The organism is Mycobacterium sp. (genome assembly GCF_025933915.1).
Taxonomy (GTDB): domain Bacteria; phylum Actinomycetota; class Actinomycetes; order Mycobacteriales; family Mycobacteriaceae; genus Mycobacterium.
The window spans coordinates 1-24,999 of sequence record NZ_JAICZA010000064.1; the positions used below are offsets into that span (position 1 = coordinate 1).

26 protein-coding genes are annotated in these 24,999 nt (G+C 69.3%); 18 read left to right on the forward strand and 8 right to left on the reverse strand.

Features of this window, described 5'->3' with window-relative positions; all coding sequences use genetic code 11:
* Positions 1-118 precede the first annotated feature (118 nt).
* The gene (locus Q0W90_RS12325) at positions 119-1,750 is read right to left on the reverse strand and encodes an FAD-dependent oxidoreductase (protein WP_297774724.1); all 1,632 of its coding nucleotides are present in this window, start codon (positions 1,748-1,750) and stop codon (positions 119-121) included.
* Between the two features lie 308 nt (positions 1,751-2,058).
* On the opposite strand from Q0W90_RS12325, the gene infA reads away from it, so the two are divergent.
* The 8 genes from infA to truA all read left to right on the forward strand — a co-directional run bounded on the left by infA (position 2,059) and on the right by truA (position 6,778).
* A complete protein-coding gene (infA, locus tag Q0W90_RS12330; RefSeq protein WP_003418601.1) occupies positions 2,059-2,280 on the forward strand; it encodes a translation initiation factor IF-1 in 222 nt (73 codons plus the stop codon).
* A 47-nt stretch (positions 2,281-2,327) separates the two neighbouring features.
* Positions 2,328-2,441 (forward strand): 50S ribosomal protein L36, encoded by a 114-nt coding sequence (gene rpmJ, locus Q0W90_RS12335; protein ID WP_003879483.1) that lies wholly within the window; start codon positions 2,328-2,330, stop codon positions 2,439-2,441.
* A 231-nt stretch (positions 2,442-2,672) separates the two neighbouring features.
* Positions 2,673-3,047, forward strand: coding sequence for a 30S ribosomal protein S13 (gene rpsM, locus Q0W90_RS12340; RefSeq protein WP_293049096.1), 375 nt, complete (start codon positions 2,673-2,675; stop codon positions 3,045-3,047).
* A 3-nt stretch (positions 3,048-3,050) separates the two neighbouring features.
* On the forward strand, positions 3,051-3,467 hold the full coding sequence (gene rpsK / locus Q0W90_RS12345) for a 30S ribosomal protein S11 (protein WP_293049095.1): 417 nt from the start codon (positions 3,051-3,053) through the stop codon (positions 3,465-3,467).
* Positions 3,468-3,481: 14 nt separating this feature from the next.
* Positions 3,482-4,087 (forward strand): 30S ribosomal protein S4, encoded by a 606-nt coding sequence (gene rpsD, locus Q0W90_RS12350; protein WP_297698331.1) that lies wholly within the window; start codon positions 3,482-3,484, stop codon positions 4,085-4,087.
* A 127-nt stretch (positions 4,088-4,214) separates the two neighbouring features.
* Positions 4,215-5,258, forward strand: a complete 1,044-nt coding sequence (locus Q0W90_RS12355) for a DNA-directed RNA polymerase subunit alpha (RefSeq protein ID WP_297595465.1) — start codon at positions 4,215-4,217, stop codon at positions 5,256-5,258.
* Positions 5,259-5,316: 58 nt separating this feature from the next.
* Positions 5,317-5,940: a 50S ribosomal protein L17 gene (gene rplQ / locus Q0W90_RS12360; RefSeq protein WP_297595468.1), complete on the forward strand. Its 624-nt coding sequence runs from the start codon at positions 5,317-5,319 to the stop codon at positions 5,938-5,940.
* Positions 5,927-6,778: a tRNA pseudouridine(38-40) synthase TruA gene (truA, locus tag Q0W90_RS12365; RefSeq protein ID WP_297698351.1), complete on the forward strand. Its 852-nt coding sequence runs from the start codon at positions 5,927-5,929 to the stop codon at positions 6,776-6,778. Before rplQ ends, truA begins: the two co-directional genes overlap by 14 nt.
* Here the strand turns inward: truA and Q0W90_RS12370 are convergent.
* Entirely contained in the window at positions 6,775-7,395 is a 621-nt protein-coding gene (locus Q0W90_RS12370; RefSeq protein WP_297595488.1) for a cutinase family protein, read from the reverse strand. The two genes, truA and Q0W90_RS12370, sit on opposite strands and share 4 nt — an antisense overlap.
* A 57-nt stretch (positions 7,396-7,452) precedes the next feature.
* Positions 7,453-8,337, reverse strand: coding sequence for a cutinase family protein (locus Q0W90_RS12375; RefSeq protein WP_297698333.1), 885 nt, complete (start codon positions 8,335-8,337; stop codon positions 7,453-7,455).
* Positions 8,338-8,457: 120 nt separating this feature from the next.
* On the opposite strand from Q0W90_RS12375, the gene eccB reads away from it, so the two are divergent.
* On the forward strand, positions 8,458-9,840 hold the full coding sequence (gene eccB, locus Q0W90_RS12380) for a type VII secretion protein EccB (protein WP_297774712.1): 1,383 nt from the start codon (positions 8,458-8,460) through the stop codon (positions 9,838-9,840).
* On the opposite strand, the gene mycP is transcribed toward eccB, so the two are convergent.
* Together mycP and eccD are read right to left on the reverse strand one after the other, a co-directional pair.
* On the reverse strand, positions 9,805-11,073 hold the full coding sequence (gene mycP, locus Q0W90_RS12385) for a type VII secretion-associated serine protease mycosin (protein ID WP_297595489.1): 1,269 nt from the start codon (positions 11,071-11,073) through the stop codon (positions 9,805-9,807). The two genes, eccB and mycP, sit on opposite strands and share 36 nt — an antisense overlap.
* A 44-nt stretch (positions 11,074-11,117) precedes the next feature.
* Positions 11,118-12,500: a type VII secretion integral membrane protein EccD gene (eccD, locus tag Q0W90_RS12390; RefSeq protein ID WP_297774714.1), complete on the reverse strand. Its 1,383-nt coding sequence runs from the start codon at positions 12,498-12,500 to the stop codon at positions 11,118-11,120.
* A 127-nt stretch (positions 12,501-12,627) separates the two neighbouring features.
* On the opposite strand from eccD, the gene eccCb reads away from it, so the two are divergent.
* The 9 genes from eccCb (at position 12,628) to Q0W90_RS12435 (ending at position 22,743) form a co-directional block, all read left to right on the forward strand.
* Complete coding sequence (gene eccCb / locus Q0W90_RS12395) at positions 12,628-16,311, forward strand: type VII secretion protein EccCb (protein WP_297774716.1); 3,684 nt, start codon at positions 12,628-12,630, stop codon at positions 16,309-16,311.
* A complete protein-coding gene (locus Q0W90_RS12400; RefSeq protein ID WP_297698339.1) occupies positions 16,308-17,564 on the forward strand; it encodes a type VII secretion-associated protein in 1,257 nt (418 codons plus the stop codon). The genes eccCb and Q0W90_RS12400 overlap by 4 nt, the downstream gene beginning before the upstream one ends.
* Positions 17,565-17,608: 44 nt before the next feature.
* Positions 17,609-17,926, forward strand: a complete 318-nt coding sequence (locus Q0W90_RS12405) for a WXG100 family type VII secretion target (RefSeq protein WP_297595477.1) — start codon at positions 17,609-17,611, stop codon at positions 17,924-17,926.
* Between the two features lie 9 nt (positions 17,927-17,935).
* Positions 17,936-18,238 carry a WXG100 family type VII secretion target gene (locus tag Q0W90_RS12410; protein ID WP_297595490.1) on the forward strand — a complete coding sequence of 101 codons (303 nt, stop codon included), beginning with the start codon at positions 17,936-17,938 and terminating at the stop codon, positions 18,236-18,238.
* 264 nt (positions 18,239-18,502) lie between these two features.
* On the forward strand, positions 18,503-18,946 hold the full coding sequence (rplM, locus tag Q0W90_RS12415; protein ID WP_297595478.1) for a 50S ribosomal protein L13: 444 nt from the start codon (positions 18,503-18,505) through the stop codon (positions 18,944-18,946).
* A 95-nt stretch (positions 18,947-19,041) separates the two neighbouring features.
* Entirely contained in the window at positions 19,042-19,497 is a 456-nt protein-coding gene (gene rpsI / locus Q0W90_RS12420; protein WP_293049146.1) for a 30S ribosomal protein S9, read from the forward strand.
* A 150-nt stretch (positions 19,498-19,647) separates the two neighbouring features.
* The gene (glmM, locus tag Q0W90_RS12425; RefSeq protein ID WP_297595479.1) at positions 19,648-20,982 is read left to right on the forward strand and encodes a phosphoglucosamine mutase; all 1,335 of its coding nucleotides are present in this window, start codon (positions 19,648-19,650) and stop codon (positions 20,980-20,982) included.
* Between the two features lie 48 nt (positions 20,983-21,030).
* Positions 21,031-21,360, forward strand: coding sequence for a hypothetical protein (locus Q0W90_RS12430; RefSeq protein ID WP_297595481.1), 330 nt, complete (start codon positions 21,031-21,033; stop codon positions 21,358-21,360).
* A gap of 3 nt (positions 21,361-21,363) precedes the next feature.
* Positions 21,364-22,743, forward strand: coding sequence for a hypothetical protein (locus tag Q0W90_RS12435; protein ID WP_297774720.1), 1,380 nt, complete (start codon positions 21,364-21,366; stop codon positions 22,741-22,743).
* Between the two features lie 4 nt (positions 22,744-22,747).
* Here Q0W90_RS12435 and Q0W90_RS12440 read toward each other — a convergent pair whose 3' ends face one another.
* From Q0W90_RS12440 to Q0W90_RS12450, 3 genes are all read right to left on the reverse strand, one after another.
* The gene (locus Q0W90_RS12440; protein ID WP_297593819.1) at positions 22,748-23,788 is read right to left on the reverse strand and encodes an LLM class F420-dependent oxidoreductase; all 1,041 of its coding nucleotides are present in this window, start codon (positions 23,786-23,788) and stop codon (positions 22,748-22,750) included.
* 93 nt (positions 23,789-23,881) lie between these two features.
* The gene (locus Q0W90_RS12445; protein ID WP_297774722.1) at positions 23,882-24,721 is read right to left on the reverse strand and encodes a hypothetical protein; all 840 of its coding nucleotides are present in this window, start codon (positions 24,719-24,721) and stop codon (positions 23,882-23,884) included.
* Between the two features lie 43 nt (positions 24,722-24,764).
* Positions 24,765-24,962, reverse strand: a complete 198-nt coding sequence (locus Q0W90_RS12450; protein WP_297698345.1) for an Rv1535 family protein — start codon at positions 24,960-24,962, stop codon at positions 24,765-24,767.
* Positions 24,963-24,999 lie beyond the last annotated feature (37 nt).

Below are 24,999 nucleotides of genomic sequence, written 5' to 3' on the forward strand. Positions count from 1 at the left end.
CCCTGGTGGCACAGCACCGCGAGCTGTTCGTCGGTGAGCGCCTCGAACAGGAACAGGCTGCGCAGCTCGTCGGGCTCGCAGGGCACGGTCGTCGATTCGGCGCCGGTCATGGCCCCTCCTAGCTCTCGGCCAAGTACCGGTGGACCAGCATCACGGCCATCGACCCTTCACCGACGGCCGCCGCGACCCGCTTGGCCGAGCTCGAGCGGACGTCGCCGGTGGCGAACACCCCCGGCACGCTGGTCTCCAGGTGATGCGGCGGGCGGTCCAACGTCCAGCCGCACACGTTGCGCAGGTCCGGGCCGGTCAGGATGAAGCCGTGGTCGTCGCGGGCCAGCACCCCGTCCAGCCAGTCGGTGCGCGGGGCGGCCCCGATGAAGATGAACATCCGGCCGCAGGTGACGTCCTCGGTTTCGTCGGTCCGGTTGTTGACCAGCCTCAGCTGCTCCAGGTGGCCGTCGCCGGTGGCGCGCTGCACCTCGGTGCAGGTCAGCACGTTGATCTTGGGATTCGCCTCGATCTGCTGGATCAGGTAGTAGGACATCGAGGCTTGCAGCGACGGGGCGCGCACCACGATGTTGACGGATTTGGCCGTCCGCGACAAATACATCGCGGCCTGACCCGCGGAGTTGGCCCCGCCGATCACGTAGACCTCATCGCCTTCGCACTCCGAGGCGACGGAGACCGCCGCCCCGTAGTAGATGCCGCAGCCGGTCAGCTCCGCGCAGCCCTCGGCGTCCAGCTGGCGATAGGCGACGCCGGTGGCCAGAATGACCGCGTGCGCGTCGATCCAGCCGCCGTCGGCGAACCGCACGGTGCGCTTGGATCCGTTCACCTCGAGGGCGGTCGCCTTGCGGGCGGTGATCAGTTCGGCGCCGAACTTCTCGGCCTGCCGGCGGGCCCGGTCGGCCAGCTGGCCACCCGAAACCCCGTCCGGGAAGCCCAGGTAGTTCTCGATGCGCGAGCTCTGCCCGGCCTGGCCGCCCGTCGCGGTGTGCTCGATGAGCACCGTGCGCAGGCCCTCGGAGGCGCCGTACACGGCGGCGGCCAGGCCCGCGGGCCCACCGCCGACCACGATCAGGTCGTAGAACTCCTGTGAGGGTGTGGTGGTCAGGCCCAGGGTTTCGGCCAGCTGTGCATCGGAAGGTTCGACGAGGGTGTCCCCGCGCTGGGTCACCACCACCGGCAACCGCAGGCCGTCCTCGCCGGCCGCGTTGAGCAGCCGCTCGCCGGCGGGCTCGTCGGCCATGAACCAGGTGTAGTAGAGGCCGTTGCGGGCCAAGAAGTCGCGCACCTGCCAGGACCGCGCCGACCAGCGATGGCCGATCACCTTGGTGTGCGGGATGGGGTGTTCGGGCGCCGCCCGCCAGGCGTCCAGCAGCCCGTCGATGACGGGATAGAACTTCTCCTCCGGCGGGTCCCACGGCTTGAGCAGGTAGTGGTCCAGGTCGACCACGTTGATCGCGTCGATGGCGGCGTGGGTGTCGGCGTAGGCGGTGAGCAGCACGCGGCGCGCCGCCGGATACAGGTCCATCGCCTGCTCGAGAAACTCGATGCCACTCATCTGCGGCATCCGGTAGTCGGCGATGAGCAGCGCGACCGTCTCGCCGCGCAGTTTGAGCTCCTTGAGCGTGCCCAGCGCGTCGGAACCCGATTCGGCGCGCACGATCCGGTGGTCCTCGCCGTAGTGGCGGCGCAGGTCGCGCGCGACGGCCCGGGACACCGAGGGATCGTCGTCGACGGTGAGCATGACGGGCTTGCGTTGTTGCGCTGCGGCGTCGGCGGGATTGGCGAGTGTAGTCACTGGCGTTAAGTATGCGCTCGTCAGCGGGCATGTGGGAGGTCGAGCGAGCGGCTCCGAACTCCGCCGGCAGCGATTTTGGTGCGGGCCGATAACCAGGTATCGTGGAACGACGGTGCGGCATCCGCGCCGACTTTTTGTGTGTCCAGTCCTAGGAATTTCCTGTCACCGGCTCACGTTCCAAGTCGGTGGGCAATGTTGCGCCGATCTGGGCGCAGACGAGAACGAAACTAAACGACGAGGATTCTTAACTAGTTATGGCCAAGAAGGACGGCGCCATCGAGGTCGAAGGCCGCGTGGTCGAGCCGCTGCCCAATGCGATGTTCCGCATTGAGCTGGAGAACGGTCACAAAGTGCTTGCCCACATCAGCGGCAAGATGCGGCAGCACTACATCCGCATCCTGCCCGAGGACCGGGTGGTGGTGGAGTTGTCTCCCTACGACCTGTCCCGCGGCCGCATCGTGTACCGGTACAAGTAAAAGCCCGATCAAAACCTACGAACAGACAAGAACAGGATCGAACAGCCGTGAAGGTGAACCCGAGCGTCAAGCCAATCTGTGACAAATGCAGGGTGATCCGTCGGCACGGGCGGGTCATGGTGATCTGCTCCGATCCGCGCCACAAGCAGCGTCAGGGCTAGCGGTGATCGCAAGCGCGGCGTAGCCGGGCGCAGCGGGTCGCCGCCATGGATCTAGTCCAAGCCTGATGTAGGCGCGAGCCACAACAACTGAATGCAGACCTCCCAGTACCACTGAGCGAATACGTCGCTCATCCACGCCCGGACGGAGGCCGGGCCCCGATGCCGAATCGTTTCGGCCGAGGGAACGGACTGGGATCAGACCTTCGCCTAGAAAAAGAGGAAACGCCACCTATGGCTCGACTAGTAGGCGTCGATCTGCCGCGTGACAAGCGGATGGAGATCGCGCTGACCTATATCTTCGGCGTCGGCCGGACCCGTTCGAACGAGATTCTGGAAGCGACGGGGATCGACAAGAACCTGCGCACCCGGGATCTGACCGACGACCAGCTGACCCACCTGCGCGACTACATCGAGGCCACCCTCAAGGTGGAGGGTGACCTGCGCCGCGAGGTGCAGGCAGACATCCGCCGCAAGATCGAGATCGGCTGCTACCAGGGCCTGCGGCACCGCCGCGGTTTGCCGGTGCGCGGCCAGCGGACCAAAACCAACGCGCGGACCCGCAAGGGACCCAAGCGCACCATCGCCGGCAAGAAGAAGGCCAGGTAACCCATGCCACCCGCCAAGAAGGCAGCCTCCGCCCCTAAGAAGGGGCAGAAGACCCGTCGCCGGGAAAAGAAGAACATTCCGCACGGTGCCGCCCACATCAAGAGCACGTTCAACAACACGATCGTGACCATCACCGACCCGCAGGGCAACGTCATCGCCTGGGCGTCGTCCGGCCACGTCGGCTTCAAGGGATCGCGGAAATCGACGCCATTCGCCGCCCAGCTGGCCGCCGAGAACGCCGCGCGTAAGGCCCAGGAGCACGGCGTCAAGAAGGTCGACGTCTTCGTGAAGGGCCCGGGCTCGGGCCGCGAGACCGCGATCCGCTCGCTGCAGGCCGCCGGCCTGGAGGTCGGCGCGATTTCCGATGTCACCCCCCAGCCGCACAACGGTTGCCGTCCGCCCAAGCGGCGCCGAGTCTAGGAGATCAGAACCCAATGGCTCGTTACACCGGACCGATCACCCGCAAATCACGCCGGCTGCGCACCGACCTCGTCGGCGGCGACCAGGCGTTCGAAAAGCGTCCCTACCCGCCCGGCCAGCACGGCCGCGCGCGGATCAAGGAAAGCGAATACCTGCTGCAGCTGCAGGAGAAGCAGAAGGCTCGCTTCACCTACGGCGTGATGGAAAAGCAGTTCCGCCGCTACTACGAAGAGGCCGTACGGCAGTCCGGCAAGACGGGTGAGGAGCTGCTGCGGATCCTCGAAAGCCGGCTCGACAACGTCGTCTACCGCTCCGGGCTGGCGCGTACCCGCCGGATGGCCCGCCAGCTGGTCAGCCACGGACACTTCAGCGTCAACGGCGTGCACGTCAACGTCCCCAGCTACCGGGTGTCGCAGTACGACATCATCGACGTGCGGGACTCCTCGCTGAACACCGTGCCGTTCCAGATCGCGCGGGAGACGGCGGGCGACCGGCCGATCCCGAGCTGGCTGCAGGTCGTGGGGGAGCGTCAGCGCATCCTCATCCACCAGCTGCCCGAGCGAGCGCAGATCGACGTGCCGCTCGCCGAGCAGCTCATCGTCGAGTTCTACTCGAAGTAAACCCCTGCGCTGAACCCAGCGCAGGTCTGCGACGATCGCAAGCGCGGCGAAGCCGGGCGCAGCGGGTCGGAGCGGGCAACACAGCGGCATCAAATAGCGGGTGCCGAGAAGGAGAAGAAGAAACACCATGCTGATCTCTCAGCGACCCACACTGTCGGAGGAAGTCCTCACCGACAACCGCTCCCAGTTCGTCATCGAGCCGCTGGAGCCGGGATTCGGTTATACCCTGGGCAACTCGTTGCGCCGGACGTTGCTGTCCTCGATTCCGGGCGCGGCCGTCACCAGCATCCGCATCGACGGCGTGCTGCACGAGTTCACCACCGTGCCCGGGGTCAAAGAAGACGTCACCGCGATCATCTTGAACCTCAAGAGCCTGGTGGTGTCCTCGGAAGAGGACGAGCCCGTCACCATGTACCTGCGTAAGCAGGGACCGGGTGCGGTCACCGCGGGTGACATCGTGCCCCCCGCCGGTGTCACGGTGCACAACCCCGACCTGCACATCGCGACGTTGAACGACAAGGGCAAGCTCGAGGTCGAGCTGGTCGTCGAGCGCGGCCGCGGCTACGTGCCGGCCGTGCAGAACCGGGCCTCGGGTGCCGAAATCGGCCGTATCCCAGTCGATTCCATCTACTCCCCGGTGCTCAAGGTCACCTACAAGGTGGACGCCACTCGTGTCGAGCAGCGCACCGACTTCGACAAGCTGATCCTGGACGTCGAGACCAAGAGCTCCATCAACCCCCGCGACGCGCTGGCGTCGGCGGGTAAGACCCTGGTCGAATTGTTCGGCCTGGCACGCGAACTCAACGTCGAGGCCGAAGGCATCGAGATCGGGCCGTCGCCGGCCGAGGCCGACCACATCGCGTCGTTCGCTCTGCCGATCGACGACCTGGACCTGACGGTGCGGTCCTACAACTGCCTCAAGCGCGAGGGTGTGCACACCGTCGGTGAGCTGGTGTCGCGCACCGAGTCCGACCTGCTGGACATCCGCAACTTCGGTCAGAAGTCTATCGACGAGGTGAAGGTCAAGCTGCACCAGCTCGGCCTGTCGCTCAAGGACAGCCCGGCGAGCTTCGACCCCTCGCAGGTCGCAGGCTACGACGTCGCCACCGGCACCTGGTCCACCGAGGCCGCCTACGACGACCAGGACTACGCGGAAACCGAACAGCTGTAAAGAAGTCCGTCCCGGTCCTACCTGATACGGGGGCCGGCCCAATTAGGAGATAGTCGCAATGCCCAAGCCCACCAAGGGCCCTCGCCTCGGCGGATCGTCATCGCACCAGAAGGCCCTGCTGGCCAACCTGGCCACGTCGCTGTTCGAGCACGGCCGGATCAAGACGACCGAGCCCAAGGCGCGTGCGCTGCGGCCGTACGCGGAAAAGCTGATCACGCACGCGAAAAAGGGTGCCCTGCACAATCGGCGAGAGGTGCTGAAGAAGATCCGCGACAAGGACGTGGTGCACGTCCTGTTCGAGGAGATCGGGCCGTTCTTCGCCGACCGCAACGGCGGCTACACCCGCATCATCAAGGTCGAGCCCCGCAAGGGTGACAACGCGCCCATGGCCGTGATCGAGCTGGTGCGGGAGAAGACGGTCACCTCGGAGGCGGATCGGGCCCGTCGGGTGAAGGCGTCCAAGGCTGCGGAAGCTCCTGTCGCGGCAGCGGCGGCGCCTCAGGCGGCGGTCGAGCCCGAGGAAGCCGTCGGCCCGACGGTCGAGGAGACCAACGCCGAAGAGGCCTCCGACGAGCCGACCAAGGCCCAGGCCGAAGCCGAAGATAAGGCCGACAAGGCCATCGCCGCGAGAGCCGAAGCCGAGGCCGCCGAGAAGGCAGACGACGAGGCTGACGAGAGTTAGCGAGGACGTCCGTCTGCGGCTTGACATCGCCTACGACGGAACAGGTTTCGCAGGCTGGGCAGCTCAGACCGGCCAGCGTACCGTGGCCGGAATTCTCGACGAGGCGCTGACGACCGTCTTTCGCGCGCCGGTGCGGCTGCGCGCGGCGGGCCGCACCGATGCGGGAGTCCACGCCACCGGGCAGGTGGCTCACGTCGATGTGCCGCCGGCCGCGCTGCCGAACGTGTACCCGCGTACGCCGCGCGCCGGCGAGGCCGAGTTTGCGCCGCTGCTGCGCCGGCTGGGCCGGTTCCTGCCCACCGACGTCCGGGTCGTCGATATCACCCGCGCCCCTGCGGGTTTCGACGCCCGGTTCTCGGCGCTGCGGCGTCACTATGTGTACCGCCTGTCCACGGCGCCGTGGGGTGTGCAGCCACAGCAGGCCCGCTACGTCACCGCCTGGCCGCGCCCGCTGGACGTCGAGGCGATGGCCACCGCGTCGCGGGACCTGGTGGGATTGCACGACTTTGCCGCGTTCTGCCGTCACCGCGAGAACGCCACCACCATCCGCGACCTGCAGCGACTGGACTGGACGCGCGACGGTGACTCGATCACCGCGCAGGTCAGCGCCGACGCGTTCTGCTGGTCGATGGTGCGCTCATTGGTCGGAGCGTTGCTGGCCGTCGGCGAACACCGGCGTCCGGTCTCCTGGTGCCGCGAACTGCTTTCCGCCACGGCGCGATCCAGCGACTACGCCACCGCCCCGGCGCACGGGCTGACGCTGGTCGGCGTCGACTACCCGCCCGATGACCAGCTGGCCGCGCGCAGCCTGATCACCCGGGACGTGCGCTCGCGCTAGACCCTCGCCGCGGCGAAACTGGCAGCCCTGTTGGTCAATCCGGGCACGTAGCTCAAGTGCGATGCCCACCGGAGGCCGCCCGAACAGATCGGATCGCCCGGGTTGCACAGGTCGATGGTCTTGCCGTCGAAATTCGGGCTCAGCGCACTCATCAGGCCGCCCGCACGGCCGGACGGATTCCCGAAGAGGGCGACGGCGGCGACGTGATCGGCGGCCGCGGTCGGCAGCGGCTTACGAAACCCGAGGCCGGACATCGGTGCGGCCGTGACGATGTCGATGACGGCGGCGCCCTGGGAATACCCGCCCAGCACCAGTCTGGTGTTGGGGCAGTTCACGGCCATCCGCTGGACGTGACTGCTGGCATCGTTGGCGCCGTCGGCGGCGGCCAGGAAGTCCTTATCGGCCGGGTAGTTCACGCCGTATACGCCAACGCTTTTGCGGGTCTGCTCGCGCAACGAGTTGACGAAGGCCCCGCCCACCTTCCCGACGCCGGGCGCCTCATCGGTTCCCCGGGCAAAGACCACTTCGACGCCGGGGCAGGACGCCGATGCATGGGGAACCAATTGCGGGGCAACCAATAACGCTGCCCCCGCGAGCAATCCGACGCCCAGCCCCAAAGGGATAAGCCTCACACAGAGATGTTAAGGGCGCGTTGATAACCCGACGGTAACGATTCAGACGAGAGGTGCTTGCGGTGCGGGCGTCGTCGGCCCCGGTGCGATCGGCGCGGGCGCCGGAGCGGTGCCGGTGCCGCCGTGGATCGAGGGGCTCGACCCGGGCGGGGTCTGCCCGTTCACAGGGGATTGCTGGCCGTACCCGGGCTGCAGCGGGCCGGGGGCCTGCGGGCCCGCCCCCGGGACCGACGGGCCGTACCCGGGCACCGACTGGCCGACACCGACGAGCTTGGATGCGACGAACGCCGCCGCCTGCGTGGTGTACACGGGGACGTAGCCCTCGGTGTGCCCGCTCCACTCGTTGCCGGGACCCGCGTGGCAGATCGGGTCGTTGGGGTTGCACAGGTCGATGGCCTTGGAGCCCAGCATCGTGCTCTTGCTGGGCAGCGTCCCGCCGGCGCGGTCGGCGACGTCGCCGAAGGTGGCGACGGCCGCGATGTTGCCGGCGTACTGCGGCGGCAGCGAGTTACCCCAGTTGATGCCCCCGATGGGCACGCCGGCCACGATGTCCATCACTGACGCGCCCTGCGAGTAGCCGCCCAGCACGATCTTGGTGTTCGGGCAGGTCTCCACGCTCTTCTTGACGCGGTCGATCGTGTCGTTGGCGCCGTCGCCACCGTGCAGCTGCAGCTTGCTGGCGGCGTAGTTCACGCCGTAGGGCAGGATGTTCAAGTTCGTCTGCTGGCGCAGCGAGTCCACGAACGCGTCGCCCACCCGGCCCAGGCCGGGGGGCTCGTTGGTGCCTCGCGCGAAGATGACCTCGACGTCCGGGCAGTCGAAGGCGTTCGCGACCGGCGCCGCGGACGGCGCCGCGAGCAGTCCGGCGGCGGTAACCAGGGCGGAAGCGCCCAGACCGAGGAAGCGAGCTGCGCGGTGAGTTTTCACCGGGCAATTCTACCCAAATTAACGCGTCCCGAAACTTCCGCGACCTGTGGATAAGCGCTCCGACGCCGCCGATCGGCGGCCTACCGTGAGCCCAGACGGATTCGCAGGGTGGGGGGACCAGTGTCGCGTCAGCCGACCACGTGGCTGCACATCAGCGCTCACCGGTATCTGCTTCGCCGCCTCGAAGGCGCGTTGCTGGGTGAGGCGGTGTACCCGGCCGGTCCGCGTGCGCGCACGCCGTCGGCATCCCTGGTAGCCGGCTGTGTGTTCACGATCGTCGCGCTGGCCGGTGGCGCCCTGCTGGGTTTGCTGCGACCGCACGTCGCGCTGGATCGCGCGCAGATCGTGATAGCACGGGAATCGGGCGCGCTGTTCGTTCGAGTGGGCGATGTCTGGCATCCGGTGCTGAACCTGGCCTCGGCGCGGCTCATCGCGGCGACGGCCGCCGATCCGCAGCCGGTTCGCGATGCCGACCTCGAGGGCAGCAAACGCGGCCCGCTGCTGGGCATTCCGGGCGCACCGCAATTCGTCGGCAGGGCGCTGTCCGCGCAGGATCTGGCGTTCGCGATTTGCGATAGCGGCGGTGCCGGCACGACGACGGTGATCGTCGGCCGGCCCGCCGACGCCGAGGTCACCCGCCTGACTTTCGGACAAGCCATCCTGGCGGTTCCCGCCTCGGGTTCGCCGGCCTACCTCCTCTACAACGGGCACCGGGCGATGGTGGACCTGTCCGATGCGGGGGTGGTGCGTGCGCTGCGGATCGAGGGCCGCGCTCCGCGGCTCGTCTCGCAATCGTTGCTGAACACCGTCCCCGAGGCACCGGCGATCTCGGCGCCCAGGATTGTTGGGTTGGGCCGCCCCGCGCCCGGGCTGCCGGGATTTCGCGTCGGCAATGTGCTGCGCATCACACGCGCCGACGGTGACGAGTATTACGCGGTGTTGGCCGCCGGAGTGCAGCGGATCGGCCAGGTGGCCGCCGACCTGGTGCGCTTCAGCAACCCCCAGGGCACCGTCAACCCCGTCACCGTCGCACCCGACGCCATCCGGGCCGCCCCCGTCGTCGCCGAGTTGCCCGTGGCCGGCTTTCCCGACCGGGCGCCGACGCTGTCGGAGCCTGCCGTCGCGGTATGTGTCAGCTGGGGTGATCCGCGGTCGGGCCGGACCGACGTGGCATTCCTGACCGGGAGCCGGCCACCGGTGCCGTCCGGTCACGCGCCGGTGACCCTGGCGCAGGCCGACGGCCACGGTCCCGCGGTGGACGACGTGTACGTACCGCCCGGCCGCAGCGCCTACGTGCGCGCGGGCGACAACGCCGGCACCCGCTACCTGATCACCGACACCGGAGTCCGATACGCCATCCACGACGACGGCGCCGCGCATGATCTCGGACTCGCGGAGGCGACCCCGGCCCCGTGGCCGCTTCTCACGCTTCTGCCGGCCGGACCGGAGCTGAGCAGACACCACGCCTCAATCGCCCGCGACGCCGTCGCGGGATCCCCGTAGCCGGCTCCTGACCGCGCCGGCGGCCAGGGTCAGCGCCAGCGCGATGAGGCAGATCGCGGCACCGCGCACCGCGGTGTCCCGGGCCCGGGTATCGCGCGGTGGCGTCGCCGGGGCCGGGGCAGCGACCGGCAGCGCAGCCGGCGGCGGGGCGGGGGCGCGGGCGGGCGGGCCCGTTCCGGTGCTGACCGCGGCGAGCGGATCGATGGTGCCGTTGCCGACGAGCGAGTCCCATCCGGCGGGTGGATGATGCGCCGTCGTCTCGATGCGCTCCATGACCTGACGCGCGGTCAATGCCGGGAAGCGGGCCCGGATCAGCGCGGCCAGCCCGCTCACCACCGGGGCGGCGTAACTCGTGCCGGACACCGGTTCGGGCGCGAGCGAAGTCACCGCCTCGCCGGGGGCGGCGACATCCACCCACGGGCCGGCAAGGCTGAAGGCCGACGGTGCTCCGTTGGCATCCACCGAACCGACGGTCAGCACATAGTCGTCGTACCACGCGGGGCTGACTGCGACCCTGATGGTCTGCCAGGTGGCGTCCGCAGGCTGCGGCGGGCACTGCCCGGCGCCGCCGGTATTGCCCGCCGCGGCAACGACGACGGCGTTTTTGACGTCGACGGCGTAGGCCAGCGCCGCGCCGAGCGCGCGGTCGTCGAGCGCGGAGGCCACCGGCACGCACGCAACCGAGGAAATGTTGATCACCGACGCGCCGAGATCGGCGGCGGTCCGAACGGCTTTCGCCATGGAGTCGACGTCACCGATCCCGGTGCGGGACCGATCGCCGGCGGGCGCGAATTTCGCACTGGATTGCCGAATGCCGATCACGGTGGCTTCCGGCGCGATCCCGCTGAAGCCGTCGGACTTGGAATCTGCTGTGGCCGCGATGATTCCAGCGACCAGTGTGCCGTGCGCGTCGCAATCCTGCGTGCCGTCGCCGGTGGATACGTAGTCACCGCCGGGCACCACGTCGGGCAGGCGGCGGTGCCGTGAGATTCCGGTGTCGATGACCGCGACGCGTTGTCCGGCGCCGCGGGTGAGCGCCCATACCTCCGACAGGTCGACCGCTCGCGGCGGCTGGCTTAGGCCCGGTCCCGAGTCGACGGCCAGCGTCGCGCACACCTCGCGTTGCACGGTCGGCCGTGGTGGCGCGGGCAGGGCCGGCTTGGGTAACCATCTGTCATCGATGCCGGGCGGCGAAACCGCTTGGGCCGGCGGTGTTCCGAACGCGAGAAGCATCGTCAGTGCGGGCACCGCCAGCAGGCGCCCAAGGTGCGATGTCCTCACGGGAGATTCAATCCCCGGGTCACGTCGTAGAGTCCACATATCCAGCAGGTCAGCGGAACCAGCGCCGCCAACGTCAGCCACTCCAGCAGTTCGATGCTTCGGCGTACGACGGGAGAGGATGCTTTTGCGGCGAAGCCGAGGTACATCGCGGCGGCGGCCAGCGTTACCGTCGCCGCCGCGAGCCAGGGGCCGCGCATCGGTATGCGCAGGGCCACCACGCCGAAAATCATTGCTAAGACGACGATTCCGTTGATGGAAAAGACCAGCTTCCTGGTGCCTTCGCCAGACCTGGACCGCAGCAGCAACAGCGCGCAGGTGACCGTACCGAACGCAATGCAGGACAGGTGTGGTGCGCCGGCGAGCACGGTGATGATTGCGGCGGCGCCCGCCGATGACGACAGCCCGGCAAGCAGACTCGTCAACCACCGATGGGCGCGGATGGCTTTCGTCGACACCGCCGAAGCGCTCGGCCCCGGGCCGGCGACGTCCGGCGCGCCCAGCCGTGGCGATAGCCCCGCCAACGAGATCGACACGCGCGCCACCACTCCGAGCAGGCCCAGGGATACCACCCCACATACCGAAGCGATGACGTGCAACGGCGCGGCGGTGATCGCACCCACCAGCGCCGCTGCGGCGATGACCGCCGCGAAGCACGCGACCGCCGTCAACGGGACGACATCGCAGCCCGATAGCCGCATCGCCAACACGGAGGCGACGGCCGCTGCCACGGCGGCCAGCGATACGTTGGCAACGCTTGGCACACCGGGCACCGCCACAAAACCGGCCACCGCCGCCAAGGCGGTACCGATCACGTTCAGCACCAGCCCGGCGATCGGGTCTCGATAGGCCCGGTGCGCCATCGCCGCAAGGCCCAGGGCGACGAGTCCGGCCGATCCCAAAACGGCCGCAGTCGCGCCGACCTCCCGGGTATGGCTGGGGCTGAACGTGTTTCGCATCAGAGCCAGGACGCCCACCGCCGTCAGGAAGACGGCCGCAGCCGCACCGGTGAGGCGGGTGGCTCGCCGGTTTCCGTCGTTGCTGCACCGGCGAGTGGCCCCATCCAGCGCGGCCGACACGACCTGCGCGACGTCGAAGCAACCGGGTGGGGCGGGCAACGGTGCGGGGGGCCGACTCAGCACCAGGACCGCGCCATCGCCGATGCGGTTCTGCGCCAACGTCGTCGACGGGGCCAACGCGAACGCACCGGGAACCGACAACTGGTAACGCGCGGGCTCCTCGTCGGGGTCGCGAACCTCGAGGGCGTCGACGACCGACGGCATCAACACCGCGACAGGAACTCCGGCGGGTAGCGCCAGATCGGCGACGGCGGTGCCCCAATGAACGCAGACACGGCACAGCCCGGTATCGGATGCAGCCAACGGCGAACCCTTCGGTCGGATCAGGACAGAACATAGCCAGGCCTCGACGATCCGGTATCCGGCTGTCCACAAGTGACTTGTCGCCGATGCCGGTGCTACTTAGCGTCGTCGAACGGGAGGGGATGAGATGACCCAGGTTTTGGTCCCCGCGGCAGCACAGCCGCCGATCGTTGTCGAGGCTCCGCCGGATCTGCCGTCACCTGCATCGCCGGGCCTGGTGGCCCGCCTGCTACCGGTTGCGCTCTCCGTGGCGAGCATGGGCGTCATGACAGCGGCGTTCGCGTCCGGGACCGCCATGGCCCGCCACCCCATGTTCCTGGCCTTTCCGATGATGATGCTGGTGTCGACCGTGGCGGCCGGACTGACCGGCCGCCACGGTCGGCCCGGCTGGGACATCGATGCCGACCGCGGACGGTACCTCGGATACCTGAAGCAGCTGAGTCAATCCGTGTCCGAGATCGCTATGACGCAGCGCGCGGAGGGTATTCGGAGCCATCCCGATCCCGACATGCTGTGGACGCTGATCGGCGGCACACGAATGTGGCAGCGCCGATCCGGCGACGCCGAATTCTGCCGCGTCCGGGTGGGCATCGGAACGCAGCCACTCGCCTGCCGTCTGGTGGCCCCGCCGCTGCCCGCCGAGGCGCGTCGCGACCCGGTCACCGAGACGGCGTTGCGCCGTTTCCTCCACACGCATTCGGCGATCGACGGGCCGGTCACGATCGACTTGCGTGAAGGATCGCTCGTGACGATCGACGGCGAGCGCAGCGCCGCGCGTGGATTGCTACGCGCGATGATCTGCCAACTCGCCGTGCTGCATGGGCCCGATCAGGTGCGGGTCGTCGCCGCGGTCAGCGATCCCACTCGCGGCCACTGGGAATGGCTGAAATGGTTGCCACACAACCAACATCCCGCCGAATCCGACTCGGCGGGTCCGGTGCGGATGGTCTATTCGAGTGCGGCACAGGCGCAGCGGGCGATCGCCGGAGTGCAGGCGCCTCGGGTGGTGGTGGTCGCCGACCTAATCGAGGGCGCCGATGCGATCATCGGTGCCACCACGATCGCGGTCGGTGCCGGCGGCGACGGTGCGCCGCCGTCGATCCGGAACTCCACCGAGGCTGCACCAGTATCGTGTCCCGACCGGATGGATCCCGTCGACGCGTTGGTATGCGCCCGCCGGTTGGCCGGGCATCGGCTGAGCGCGGCCGGCGCCCGACGCGGTGACCCCGGATGGGCGGGGCTAATCGGGCTTAACGATGTGGAACGTTTCGACCCGGCGAACCTGTGGCGCCGCGAAGGACGTCGCGACCGGCTGCGCGTCCCCATCGGAACCACCATGGCGGGCGCACCGCTCGAGCTGGATATCAAAGAGCCGGCCGCAAACGGGATGGGCCCGCACGGACTCTGCATCGGTGCGACCGGATCGGGTAAATCCGAGCTGCTGCGCACCATCGCGCTGGGCATGATGGCCCGCAATTCGCCGGACGTGCTCAACCTGTTGCTCGTCGACTTCAAAGGCGGCGCAACGTTTCTCGACTATGCGCAAGCGCCACATGTGTCCGCGGTGATCACCAACCTCGCCGACGACGCACCGCTGGTGGCCCGGATGCGCGATTCGCTCGCCGGTGAGATGAACCGTCGCCAGCAGCTGCTGCGGACTGCGGGTTGTGTCAGCGTCGAGTCCTACGAACGCGCGCGCCGGACGGGTGCCCCGCCGGCGACTCTGCCGGTGTTGCCCACGCTGTTCGTCATCGTCGACGAATTTTCCGAATTGCTCAGCCAGCATCCCGATTTCGCCGACATGTTCGTGGCGATCGGTCGACTCGGCCGATCACTGGGTGTGCACCTGCTGCTGGCCAGCCAGCGCCTCGATGAGGGCCGACTACGCGGGCTCGACGCCCACCTGTCGTACCGGCTGTGCCTGAAGACCCTCTCCGCCGCCGAATCCCGTACGGTTCTAGGCAATCTCGACGCATACGAACTGCCGGCCGCGCCCGGCGCCGGCTTCTTGCGGACAAGCGACGGCGAACCGATTCGCTTCCAGGCCACCCTGGTTTCGGGACCGCTGCGCACGCAAGCGCCCCCCAGTGCACCCGCTGCGCCGGCGCGTCCAGTCCAGGTGTTCACCACCCGGGTCAGCGGGGCGGTCCGCGGCGCCCAAGAGGCGAGCGCGACACCCACACCGAGCGTCTCGCGCGCGGTCCTGGACCGGCTGCGCGGCCACGGTCCACCCGCGCACCGGGTTTGGCTGCCCCCACTGGGTCCGGCGCCGGAGCTGCGTACCCTGCTGGGCGGCGACGCGCGCACTGCGGCCGCCGTGCGGGTCCCCATCGGCATTGTCGACCGACCCTTCGAGCAATGCAGGACGCCGCTGACGGTCGATCTGTCCGGCGCCGCCGGCAATGTGGCGATTGTCGGTGGGCCGCAATCGGGCAAGTCGACGGCGTTGCGCACACTCATCACCGCGCTGGCGGCCACGCATGATCCGAGCCAGGTGCAGTTCTACTGCCTGGACTTCGGTGGCGGGACGCTGGCGTCGGCGCGGACGCTGCCACACGTGGGGGCGGTCGCCGGCAGGGCCGAACCTCGGCTCATTGGGCGGATCGTCGCCGAATGCGAGTCGGTCGTACGACGCCGCGAAGCCACCTTCAGGGAGCACGCGGTCGCCTCGATGGCCGACTATCGCCGGCGGCGCACCACGCCGGGCGCTGCGACCGCCGATCCGTTCGGCGACGTCTTTCTCGTCATCGACGGCTGGGCGACCGTGCGTCAGGAATTCGAAACGCTGGAGACATCGATCACAACCGTGGCGGCCCAAGGACTTTCGTTCGGCGTACACGTGGTGTTGTCGGCATCGCGCTGGGCCGACATCAGGCCGTCGCTGCGGGATCAGCTCGGCACTCGCATCGAGCTACGGCTGGGCGACCCCGCCGACTCCGAACTGGACCGCAAGGCCGCTCAGCACGTCCCGCACGACAGCCCGGGCCGTGGTCTGTCCCGTGACGGGCTGCACATGGTGATCGCCTTGCCCGTCGCCGAGGTGCCCGCCGGTGGTCCGATCGCGCCACCGATACCGCTACTGCCCATGCGCATCGATCGCGAGACCTTGATGCGCGGGGCGGGTGTCGAGCTTGATAGCCGGGTGCTGCTCGGTGTGCGGGAGCGCGAATTGCACACGGTGACAGTCGAGTTCGAACAGAATCCGCATCTTTTGATCCTCGGCGGTAATGGGTGCGGGAAGACCGCGACGCTGCGGACCCTGTGCCGGGAACTGGTCCGGACGAAGACCCCCGCGCAAGCCCAGCTGTTGATCGTCGACTTTCGGCGCGCGCTGCTCGGCGTCGTCGAGTCGGAACATCTTCGCGGTTACGCCATATCGCCGGCCGCGTTGGGTGCGGTGCTGCCCGGCCTGCTCGACCTGCTGCGCGGGCGGATGCCGCCGCCCGACGCGAGCCAGGCCCAGTTGCGAACCGGCTCGTGGTGGTCTGGGCCCGACCTCTATGTCGTGGTCGACGGCTACGACCTGGTCGCCACCCAGACGGGCAATACGCTGGCGCCGATCGTCGAATTCCTGCCATATGCACAAGATCTCGGATTGCACCTCGTCGTCGCCCGGCGCGGCGCCGGAGCCGAGCGCGCGATGTTCGATCCGCTGCTGGAGGGTCTGCGTGACCTCGGTTGCGCGTCGCTGATAATGAGCGGCGCGCCGTTCGGTCCCACTCGGCCGGTGCAGCTGCCGCCGGGCCGCGGCGTCCTGAGCACCGGTACGGGTAGCGAAGACCTTGTCCAGGTCGCCTGGAGCCCACCGTGAACGAACACCGTGCGGTCGTCGCGGTCGGCCCCGGCACGATCCGTCGGTTGTGTTGCGGCACAAGCACAATCGACGATGGCAAGACGGCTGACGTCTTTCGGTGCGCCCTGGACTCGATCGACGATCGTGTGGCGCTCGTGGGGGAGCGGCCGGTGACCGTCGCCGCCCTATGGGAGACCGCGCTGCGGTCGGTGACCTGCGCGTTCCCCGACGGCATGGTCGTCGTTCACCCGTCCTGGTGGTCGTCGTCGCGCCTGCGTGTGGTGACGGCGGCGGCGTCAAGGGTGGCCGGTGAGGTGCTAACGCGCCCGCGAACGTCGCTGGTGGCGCGGGCATCCCGCGCGGAACGAACGGTGGTGGTCGAAATCGCCGAGCGGCTGGTGGCGATCACCGCACGCGAGGTCACCGCCATAACCCGGGGCGCTGAGCCGCAATCCGTTGCCGACGACGTCGCGGGCGTCATCGCCGGCACGGCCCCCGTAGTCGTCCTGATCGACACGCCGAGCACCGTCGCCGGCGCGTCGGCCCTGGCGGCGTTGATTGCCGCGCGGCTACGCGGCAGCGGGCAGGAGGTCCCCGACATCCTGGAAATCGACGACCTTCGGCTCACCCGCCTCGCGCGGTCGGCCCTCCCGCGACGCTGGGTGACATCAGCTCGAGACGCCACCGCACTTGCCGCTGCCCGTCGATCGCGCGTGCGGACGCTGAGCGGACTGGGGGCCGGCGCGATCGTCGTCGCCGTGGCGGCTCCGGCCGCCATGATGCCGGTTGCGGTGACGCCGAGCCGACCCGGCGCGGTGACCTCGAAGCACGTGGAAGCCGCGCCGACAACGTTTTTGGTGGAAGGCCGGGTGGCGCTGTCGGTGCCGGCGGCGTGGCCGGTGCAACGGGTGGTCACCGGGCCGGGCTCGGCGCGGGTACAGGTCACGTCGCCGGCGGATCCCGAGGTGGCTTTGCACATCACCCAGTCGCCGGTGGCCGGTGAGACGCTGAGCGGCACCGCCGAGCGGTTGAAACGCGCGATCGACGCCGAGCCCGCGGGGGTGTTTGTCGACTTCAACCCGTCCGGCTCCAGCGCCGGACGGCCGTCCGTGACGTACCGCGAGGTGCGCCCGGGTCATCACGTGCGCTGGACCGTGCTGCTGGACGGCCCGGTGCGAATCAGCGTCGGATGTCAGAGCCGCCCGGGTGACGAAGACGCCGTCCGCGATGCCTGCGAGCGGGCGGTTAGATCCGCCCACGCGATCGGATGACACATTCGTGGAACCGAACGACGGCTTCAGCGGTCGTAATTGGTATGACTGCGCCGAACGCACTGAGCACCGACTTCGACCTGATGCGGTCGGTTGCGGGAACCACCGACGCCCGCAACGAGGAAATCCGGGCGATGCTGCAGGCATTCATCGGCCGGATGAGCGGCGTGCCGCCGTCGGCGTGGGGCGGGCTCGCGGCCACTCGCTTCAAAGACGTGATGGATCGCTGGAACGCGGAGTCGGTGCAGCTCTACCACGCCCTGCACGCGATCGCCGACACCATTCGGCACAACGCGGCGACCCTGCAGGAGGCCGGCCAAAGCCACGCCGACCACATCGCCGCCGCCGGCGGAAACCTGTGACGAGAGAGGATCCCTGTGGACTCGGTGCTGTCCTACAACTTCGGTGAAATCGAATACACGGTGCGCCAGGAAATTCACACGACATCGGCCCGCTTCAATGCCGCGCTGGACGCGCTGAGGGCGCACATCGCGCCGTTGCAGCAGCTCTGGACCAGTGAAGCGGCCGCCGCCTACCGGGCTGAGCAACTGAAATGGCACCGGTCGGCGACCGCGCTCAACGAGATGCTGGCCGAGCTCGGAAATGCGGTCCGCGACGGTGCGAGCGAAGTGGCCGACGCCGACCGCCGGGCGGCCGGCGTGTGGGCGCGGTAGCGGGCGGGAGGGACTCCGCGCGGAGGTAGCCGCGCCGTGAGACTGTGTGGTCCTGACGGGGGAGAGCCGTCGGGACCACACAGTCATTTTGACCTGCGGGGATGGCGGTCGGTAAGCTGCTCCGTTGGCGTGCGGTACGCCAGGGCCTCGGGTCAACGTCGGTCGCCGAGACCAGCCCCCGCCGCGAACGCCTGACCGGCACCCGGTCACACCGGGATCCACAGCCTCGGAACAGAGGCTCGCAGAGAAAGAGTGGTAAGCGCTGTGCCTACATACACGCCAAAGGCGGGTGACACCACGAGGTCGTGGCACGTCATCGACGCCACGGACGTGGTGCTTGGCCGCCTTGCCGTCGCGGCAGCCAACCTGCTGCGCGGCAAGCACAAGCCGACGTTCGCCCCCAATGTCGACGGCGGCGACTTCGTCATCGTCATCAACGCCGACAAGATCGCCTTCAGCGGCCAGAAGCTGGACAAGAAGCTGGCGTACCGCCACTCGGGGTACCCCGGCGGCCTGAGCAGCCGCACCATGCGCGAGCTGATGGAAAAGCACCCCGACCGCGTCGTGGAGGACGCGATCGTCGGCATGCTGCCCAAGAACAAGCTTGCCCGGCAGATCGCGCGCAAGCTGCACGTCTACGCCGGCCCGACCCATCCCCACGCCGCACAACAGCCCGTCCCGTACGAGATCAAGCAGGTGGCCCAGTGACCGAAACGACCGAAGCTGTGGACAACCCGGAAAATCCAGAAACCCCAGAGAACCCGGAAACCCCGGCAACCCCGGAAGTCGCAGGGACCGCCGAGGTGACCGAAGCCCCGGTTGAGGCCTCCGAGACCGCCGCGGCCGCCGCGCCCGCCGAGTCCTTCGTGTTCGACCGGCCCATCCAGACCGTCGGCCGCCGCAAGGAGGCCGTGGTGCGGGTGCGCCTGGTGCCCGGCACCGGCAAGTTCACCCTGAACGGCCGCAGCCTGGAGGGCTACTTCCCGAACAAGGTGCACCAGCAGCTCATCAAGGCCCCGCTGGTCACCGTCGACCGGGTGGAAAGCTTCGACATCTACGCCCACCTGCACGGCGGCGGCCCCTCGGGGCAGGCCGGCGCGCTGCGCCTGGGCATCGCGCGGGCGCTGATCGTGGCCTCGCCGGACGACCGGCCCGCGCTGAAGAAGGCGGGCTTCCTCACCCGTGACCCGCGTGCCACCGAGCGCAAGAAGTACGGCCTGAAGAAGGCCCGTAAGGCACCTCAGTACAGCAAGCGCTGATCGGCGGTCGCTTTCTGGCCACAACTTCGCACTCGCTTGGAGAAGTTGTGGCCGGTTGCGGCGTGTCTGCGCCCACCCGCGCCCCGTTTCGGCCACAAAGGAACAGGGCACGTTAGGTGCTAGCACGTCAACTGTGAGAGGTTTGTTTGCATGGGTCGACTATTCGGCACCGACGGTGTCCGTGGGGTCGCCAATCGTGAGTTGACCGCCGAGCTGGCGCTGGCGCTGGGTTCCGCGGCGGCGCGGCACCTGGCGAGCGCGCCGGCGCCGGGCCGCCGGATCGCGGTGATCGGCCGCGACCCGCGGGCCAGCGGCGAAATGCTCGAGGCCGCGGTGATCGCCGGGCTGACCAGCCAAGGGGTCGACGCGCTGCGGGTGGGGGTGCTGCCCACCCCCGCGGTCGCCTACCTGACCGGTGCCTACGATGCCGACTTCGGGGTGATGATCTCCGCCTCGCACAACCCGATGCCCGACAACGGCATCAAGATCTTCGGCCCCGGCGGGCGCAAGCTCGACGACGGCACCGAGGATCAGATCGAAGCCTTGGTCGGCGATCCCGGGCTGCGCCCGGTCGGCGCCGGGATCGGCCGGGTCGTCGACGCGGGAGACGCGGCTGACCGCTATCTGCGCCACCTGAGCAAGGCCAGCACGCTGCGGCTCGACGGGTTGACCGTGGTGGTGGACTGCGCCCACGGCGCGGCCTCCTCGGTGGCCCCACGCGCCTACCGCGCGGCCGGCGCGCGGGTGATCGCGATCAACGCCGAACCCAACGGGCTCAACATCAACGACAATTGCGGGTCCACGCACCTGGATTCGCTGCGCTCGGCGGTCGTCGCGCACCGCGCGGATCTGGGACTGGCGCACGACGGGGACGCCGACCGGTGCCTGGCCGTCGACGCCGCCGGCAACCTCGTCGACGGAGACCACATCATGGTGGTGCTCGCACTGGCGATGCACGAGGCCGACGAACTGGCATCCCGCACGCTGGTGGCCACCGTGATGAGCAATCTGGGACTGCACCTGGCCATGCGCTCGGCCGGAATCACGGTGCGCACCACCGGCGTTGGCGATCGCTATGTCGTGGAGGAACTGCGGGCCGGTGACTACAGCCTGGGCGGCGAGCAATCCGGGCACATCGTGATGCCCGCGCTGGGCTCCACCGGGGACGGCATCGTCACCGGGCTGCGGCTGATGACCCGCATGGCGCAGACCGGCTCCTCGCTGGCCGACCTGGCGTCGGCGATGCAGACGCTGCCGCAGGTGCTGATCAACGTCACGGTCGCCGACAAGGCCACGGCCGCCAGCGCACCGTCGGTGCGGACGGCCGTCGGGCAGGCCGAGGCCGAACTGGGCGACACCGGCCGAATCCTGTTGCGCCCGTCGGGAACTGAACCGATGATCCGCGTGATGGTGGAGGCCCCCGAAGAGGACACCGCCGCGCGGATCGCCACCAGGGTCGCCGAAGCGGTCAGCGCCGCGCACTGATCCTTGCGCGGCCGGAACCCCGATGCGCCCGCGGGCGTCGGATTAGGCATGAAATTCGTTGGGGGAACACTGCCTGTCGCCGCCGCCCGCACACAGATCGACGTGCCGGCCACGCACCGCGTCGCTAACCAATTCGCCATGGCGGCCGAATTCATCGACCGCGCGCGCCTCGATCACCTGGCCAGGCTGGCTTTCGGCGGAGCCGGCGCCGGGCGGGCGCACACCGCGCGCGGGGACGCGCTGCGCGCGGAGTTGGCGCGGCTGGCGGCGCAGGTGTCGCAATGGTCGCGCGCGTCCACCGAGATCGCCGCAGCCCTGCGGTCCAGCGCCGAACGCTACGCCGACGCCGACGCGTATGCCGCGGCGCGGATCGCGTAGCTCGTGGCCGCTCGGTTGGATGTGGACGCGCGCCTCGGCGAGGGCCGCGTCGCCGTCGAACACACCCAGACCTACGTGCAGGCCTGCCACACGCTCGGCTACCAACATCCCGACCTGACAGCGCATCCCGCACAGATCCGCGAATGGTATGCGAGCGAGGACGGTCTCGACCTGGGCGCGCTCGACCGCGACTGCGCGGAGCTGCGGGCGGCCGGCGTGGTGGTGGCCGAAGCGCTGCGGATGCAGCGCACCCAGGTGGCCGAGCTGGCCGCGGCGTGGACGGGTCCGGGCGGGGCCGCCGCGGTGCAGCTGCTGCAGCGGCATTGCGACACCGCGGACGGGGTCGTCGCCGAACTGCGCGCGTCGGCCCAGCGGTGCGAGTCACTGCGCGACAACCTGTGGCATCTGGTCGATTCGAAGGTGGCGACCGCCATCGCCGTCGACGACCGCACGCGGGCGCAGCGGCCGGCATGGTTGGCCGCCGCCGCCGCGGTCGCGACGGGCGGCCTGCGGAGCGCCGAGGAGGTGGTGCGTCAGCAGTTAATTCCGTACGTGGACAACGATATTCGTAACGATTGGCTGACCGCGATGCGGTCCACCTCGGACGGGGTGCAGACGTCCTACGCCATGGTGATCGACAGGGCGGCCGCCGCACCCGCGGCGCGGTTCGAATTCCCCGGTGATCTCGGGACGAGCCTTGTCCCGATGCACCTTGCCCCGCCGCTGTCCGCTGCTCCCGTACCGCCGGTGGACGATCCCGCGCCGACGGTGACGGCTGCGGCACCGGCGCCAATCGCCTCCACGCCCGCCCCACTGGCGTCCGCGCCGGCCGTGGACTGGGGAACCGCGCTCGGCGATGCGTCGGCCGTGCCCGCCGGCGGTGTGGGAGATCTGGGTGGCGGCCTCGGCGGTGCTGGGCTCGGCGGTGGCGGGCTCGGCGGTGGCGGCGGCCTTCTCGGCCTGGCCGGCAGGATCGTCGATGCGATGGGTGGCCTGCTCGGGTCGGCGAGCGACGGATCGGACGGCACGGACCCGTTCGGCGAGGGAAATGCGTTCGACGAGAACCCTTTTCATGCCGGGGATCCCGTCGACACCATGGACACCGGTGACGTCACTGACGACGAGGGTGCCCCCGAAACCGCCGAATCCGAGGAGGCCGACCCGGCCCGGCCCGTCGACGAGGCGGGGCCGGCCGACCCCGATGTGCCCGACCCGCAAGCCCAACCGGTCGAGACCCCACCGCCGGCGGACGTCTCAGCGCCGACGCCGGCTGAGCCGACGCCCCCTGCCGCTCCCGCGGCCGAACCGGCGCCCCCTCTGCCGGCGGAGGGATCGACGCCGTGTGAGATTGCCGCAGACCAGCTTCCGCAGGCGGGGCGGTGACCGCTCAGGGTTGCAGCTGCAGTGCTTCCTCGACGAAGCGCAGGGATTCGTCGCGGTCGGCGGCCAACGGGTTTACCAACAGCGTGGTCACGCCGGCCTCGGCGAACGCGGCCAGGCGTTCGGCGACATAGCCGGGCGGCCCGATCAGCGACATGCCGCGTACCAGCTCGTCGGGCACGGCGTCGATGGCCTCCTGCTTGCGGCCGGACAGATACAGCTCCTGGATCCGGTCCGCGATCTCGCCGTACCCGTAGCGCGTCGCCAGATTGTGGTAGAAATTGCGGCCTTTGGCGCCCATCCCGCCGATGTAGAGCCCGAGCTGCGGCTTGACCCAGGCCAGCCGCTCGTCGACGTCGTCCCCGATGGCCAGCGATGCGTGCACCATGACGTCGAGCGGCCCCAGCGCGGGATCACGCTTGGCGGCGCCGGCGGCCAACGCCTCGCCCCAGATCGACGCGGCCTTGTCCGGGAGGTAGAAGACGGGCTGCCAGCCCTCGGCGATCTCGGCGGTGAGCTCGACATTCTTGGGACCCAGGGCGGCGATGCTGATCGGAATGCGTTCGCGCACAGGGTGGTTGATCAGCTGCAGCGGCTTGCCCAAACCCGTTCCGCGGTCCGCGGGCAGCGGCAGCTGGTAGTGCTTGCCGGCGTATTGCACGCGTTCGCGGCGCCACACCTTGCGGCAGATCTCCACGATCTCGCGGGTACGGCCCAGCGGGGCGTCGAACGGGACCCCGTGGAACCCCTCGATCACCTGCGGCCCGGAGGTGCCGATGCCGAGGCGGAATCGCCCGTCGGACACGAAATCCAGCCCCGCGGCCGTCATCGCCAGCAGCGACGGGGTGCGGATGTAGAGGGGAAGGACCCCGGAAGCCAGTTCGACGGTGTTGGTCTTGGCGGCCAGGTATCCCAGCTGGCTGATGGCGTCGAACGAATACGCCTCGGCCACCACCGCGACCTCGATGCCGGACTTCTCGAGTTCGACGACGCGGTCCACGGCTTCGTGAAAGCCGCCCGAATAGTTCAGAGCGATCCCGATTCGCATCAATGACACTTACCACGCGGCCGTGCGGGCCCGGATCCTCAGCCCACCGAAGTGCGCCGTCCGGTGCCCGGCGAACCGTCGGCCGTCAGCCCTTCACTTCAGCAGGGCGACGATCTTTTCCTCCAGGGGAATCACCTCGGCGTCGGGATCGATGGCGTCCGTCCCCGGCAGGTGCACGTCCGGGTCGGCGAACTCGCGATACTTCTTGTCGCCGCCGAGGGTGTAGAGCAGGTATCCGGTCAGCAGCGCGCGAACCGACCGCTGGGTGCGCCGGTGCGGGCCGGCCAGCCCCAGCAGGGTGCTCAGCCGCCGGCCCTCGAGGAGCCCGCCGGGTTGGGCGTTGCTGACGACGCGCAGCGTGGCCGGCTGCCACGCCCCGGCGAGCGCCAGCGCGTCGGAATTCAACGACGTTGGATCGCCCGGCGCGGTGAAGATCACTCCCGGAACCTTCAGCGTCGCGGCCGGCTGGTGGGCGGGCGGGCTGGTGACGCTGGGGAAGATCGCCGCCACCGCCGCTGGCTTGGCGGGCATTCCGGCCGCGGCGAACACCGCGGCGGAGCCGCCGAAACCGTGACCGACCACGCCGAGCTTGGCGGGATGCACGCTGATCTTGCCGGGCCCGAGGCGCACGCCGGACACGATGTCCAGGGCGGTGCCGAGATCGAAGGCGAAGTTCAGCACCGACGGGGCCAGGCCCCGCTGGGTGTCGGGAGCGCCGGCCACGATGCCCCACGACGCCAGATGCTCGAGCAAATTCGAATACCGGGTGGCGCCGGCGAGCCAGTCATGGCCGAACGCCACGCCCGGCAGATTCAGCCCCTCCTCCGGGGTGTACACCACTCCCGGCAAACCGGCAAAGGCCAGCTCACCCCGCAAAACCCGGTGCGGACCACGGCGGTGCAGAGCGGCGACGAGAGTGCGGATGCGGGCCACGCGTCGACGTTAGCGCATCGCCATCGTGCGCCGGGGCAGACGACTAGGCCCTGACCTCGATGACCCCCGCCCGCCACAGCGCCGCGTAGAGCTGGTGCAGCGCGGCGCTGAGCAATGGGGTGGCCATGTCCATCAGGGGGTTTCCGGAGCTGGTCGACGGCTGCCGGCGCGGCCTGGCGGCGAGGCTGGGCACCGGTGCCGCCGTGGCGGTCACCACGTCGTCGTACCGAACTGCGGTCACGCTTGCCTCCTCATGGTGCATGGTGGGCGGTCGGAGC

Coding starts and splice junctions, on each gene's coding strand:
- rpsM (WP_293049096.1), top strand. CDS start 2,673: ATGGCTCGACTAGTAGGCGTCGATCTGCCGCGTGACAAGCGGATGGAG.
- infA (WP_003418601.1), top strand. CDS start 2,059: ATGGCCAAGAAGGACGGCGCCATCGAGGTCGAAGGCCGCGTGGTCGAG.
- rpsD (WP_297698331.1), top strand. CDS start 3,482: ATGGCTCGTTACACCGGACCGATCACCCGCAAATCACGCCGGCTGCGC.
- Q0W90_RS12440 (WP_297593819.1), bottom strand. CDS start 23,788: ATGCGAATCGGGATCGCTCTGAACTATTCGGGCGGCTTTCACGAAGCC.
- eccCb (WP_297774716.1), top strand. CDS start 12,628: ATGACCCAGGTTTTGGTCCCCGCGGCAGCACAGCCGCCGATCGTTGTC.
- Q0W90_RS12430 (WP_297595481.1), top strand. CDS start 21,031: ATGAAATTCGTTGGGGGAACACTGCCTGTCGCCGCCGCCCGCACACAG.
- mycP (WP_297595489.1), bottom strand. CDS start 11,073: ATGCTTCTCGCGTTCGGAACACCGCCGGCCCAAGCGGTTTCGCCGCCC.
- Q0W90_RS12325 (WP_297774724.1), bottom strand. CDS start 1,750: ATGCTCACCGTCGACGACGATCCCTCGGTGTCCCGGGCCGTCGCGCGC.
- Q0W90_RS12405 (WP_297595477.1), top strand. CDS start 17,609: ATGACTGCGCCGAACGCACTGAGCACCGACTTCGACCTGATGCGGTCG.
- rplQ (WP_297595468.1), top strand. CDS start 5,317: ATGCCCAAGCCCACCAAGGGCCCTCGCCTCGGCGGATCGTCATCGCAC.
- glmM (WP_297595479.1), top strand. CDS start 19,648: ATGGGTCGACTATTCGGCACCGACGGTGTCCGTGGGGTCGCCAATCGT.
- Q0W90_RS12355 (WP_297595465.1), top strand. CDS start 4,215: ATGCTGATCTCTCAGCGACCCACACTGTCGGAGGAAGTCCTCACCGAC.
- rpsK (WP_293049095.1), top strand. CDS start 3,051: ATGCCACCCGCCAAGAAGGCAGCCTCCGCCCCTAAGAAGGGGCAGAAG.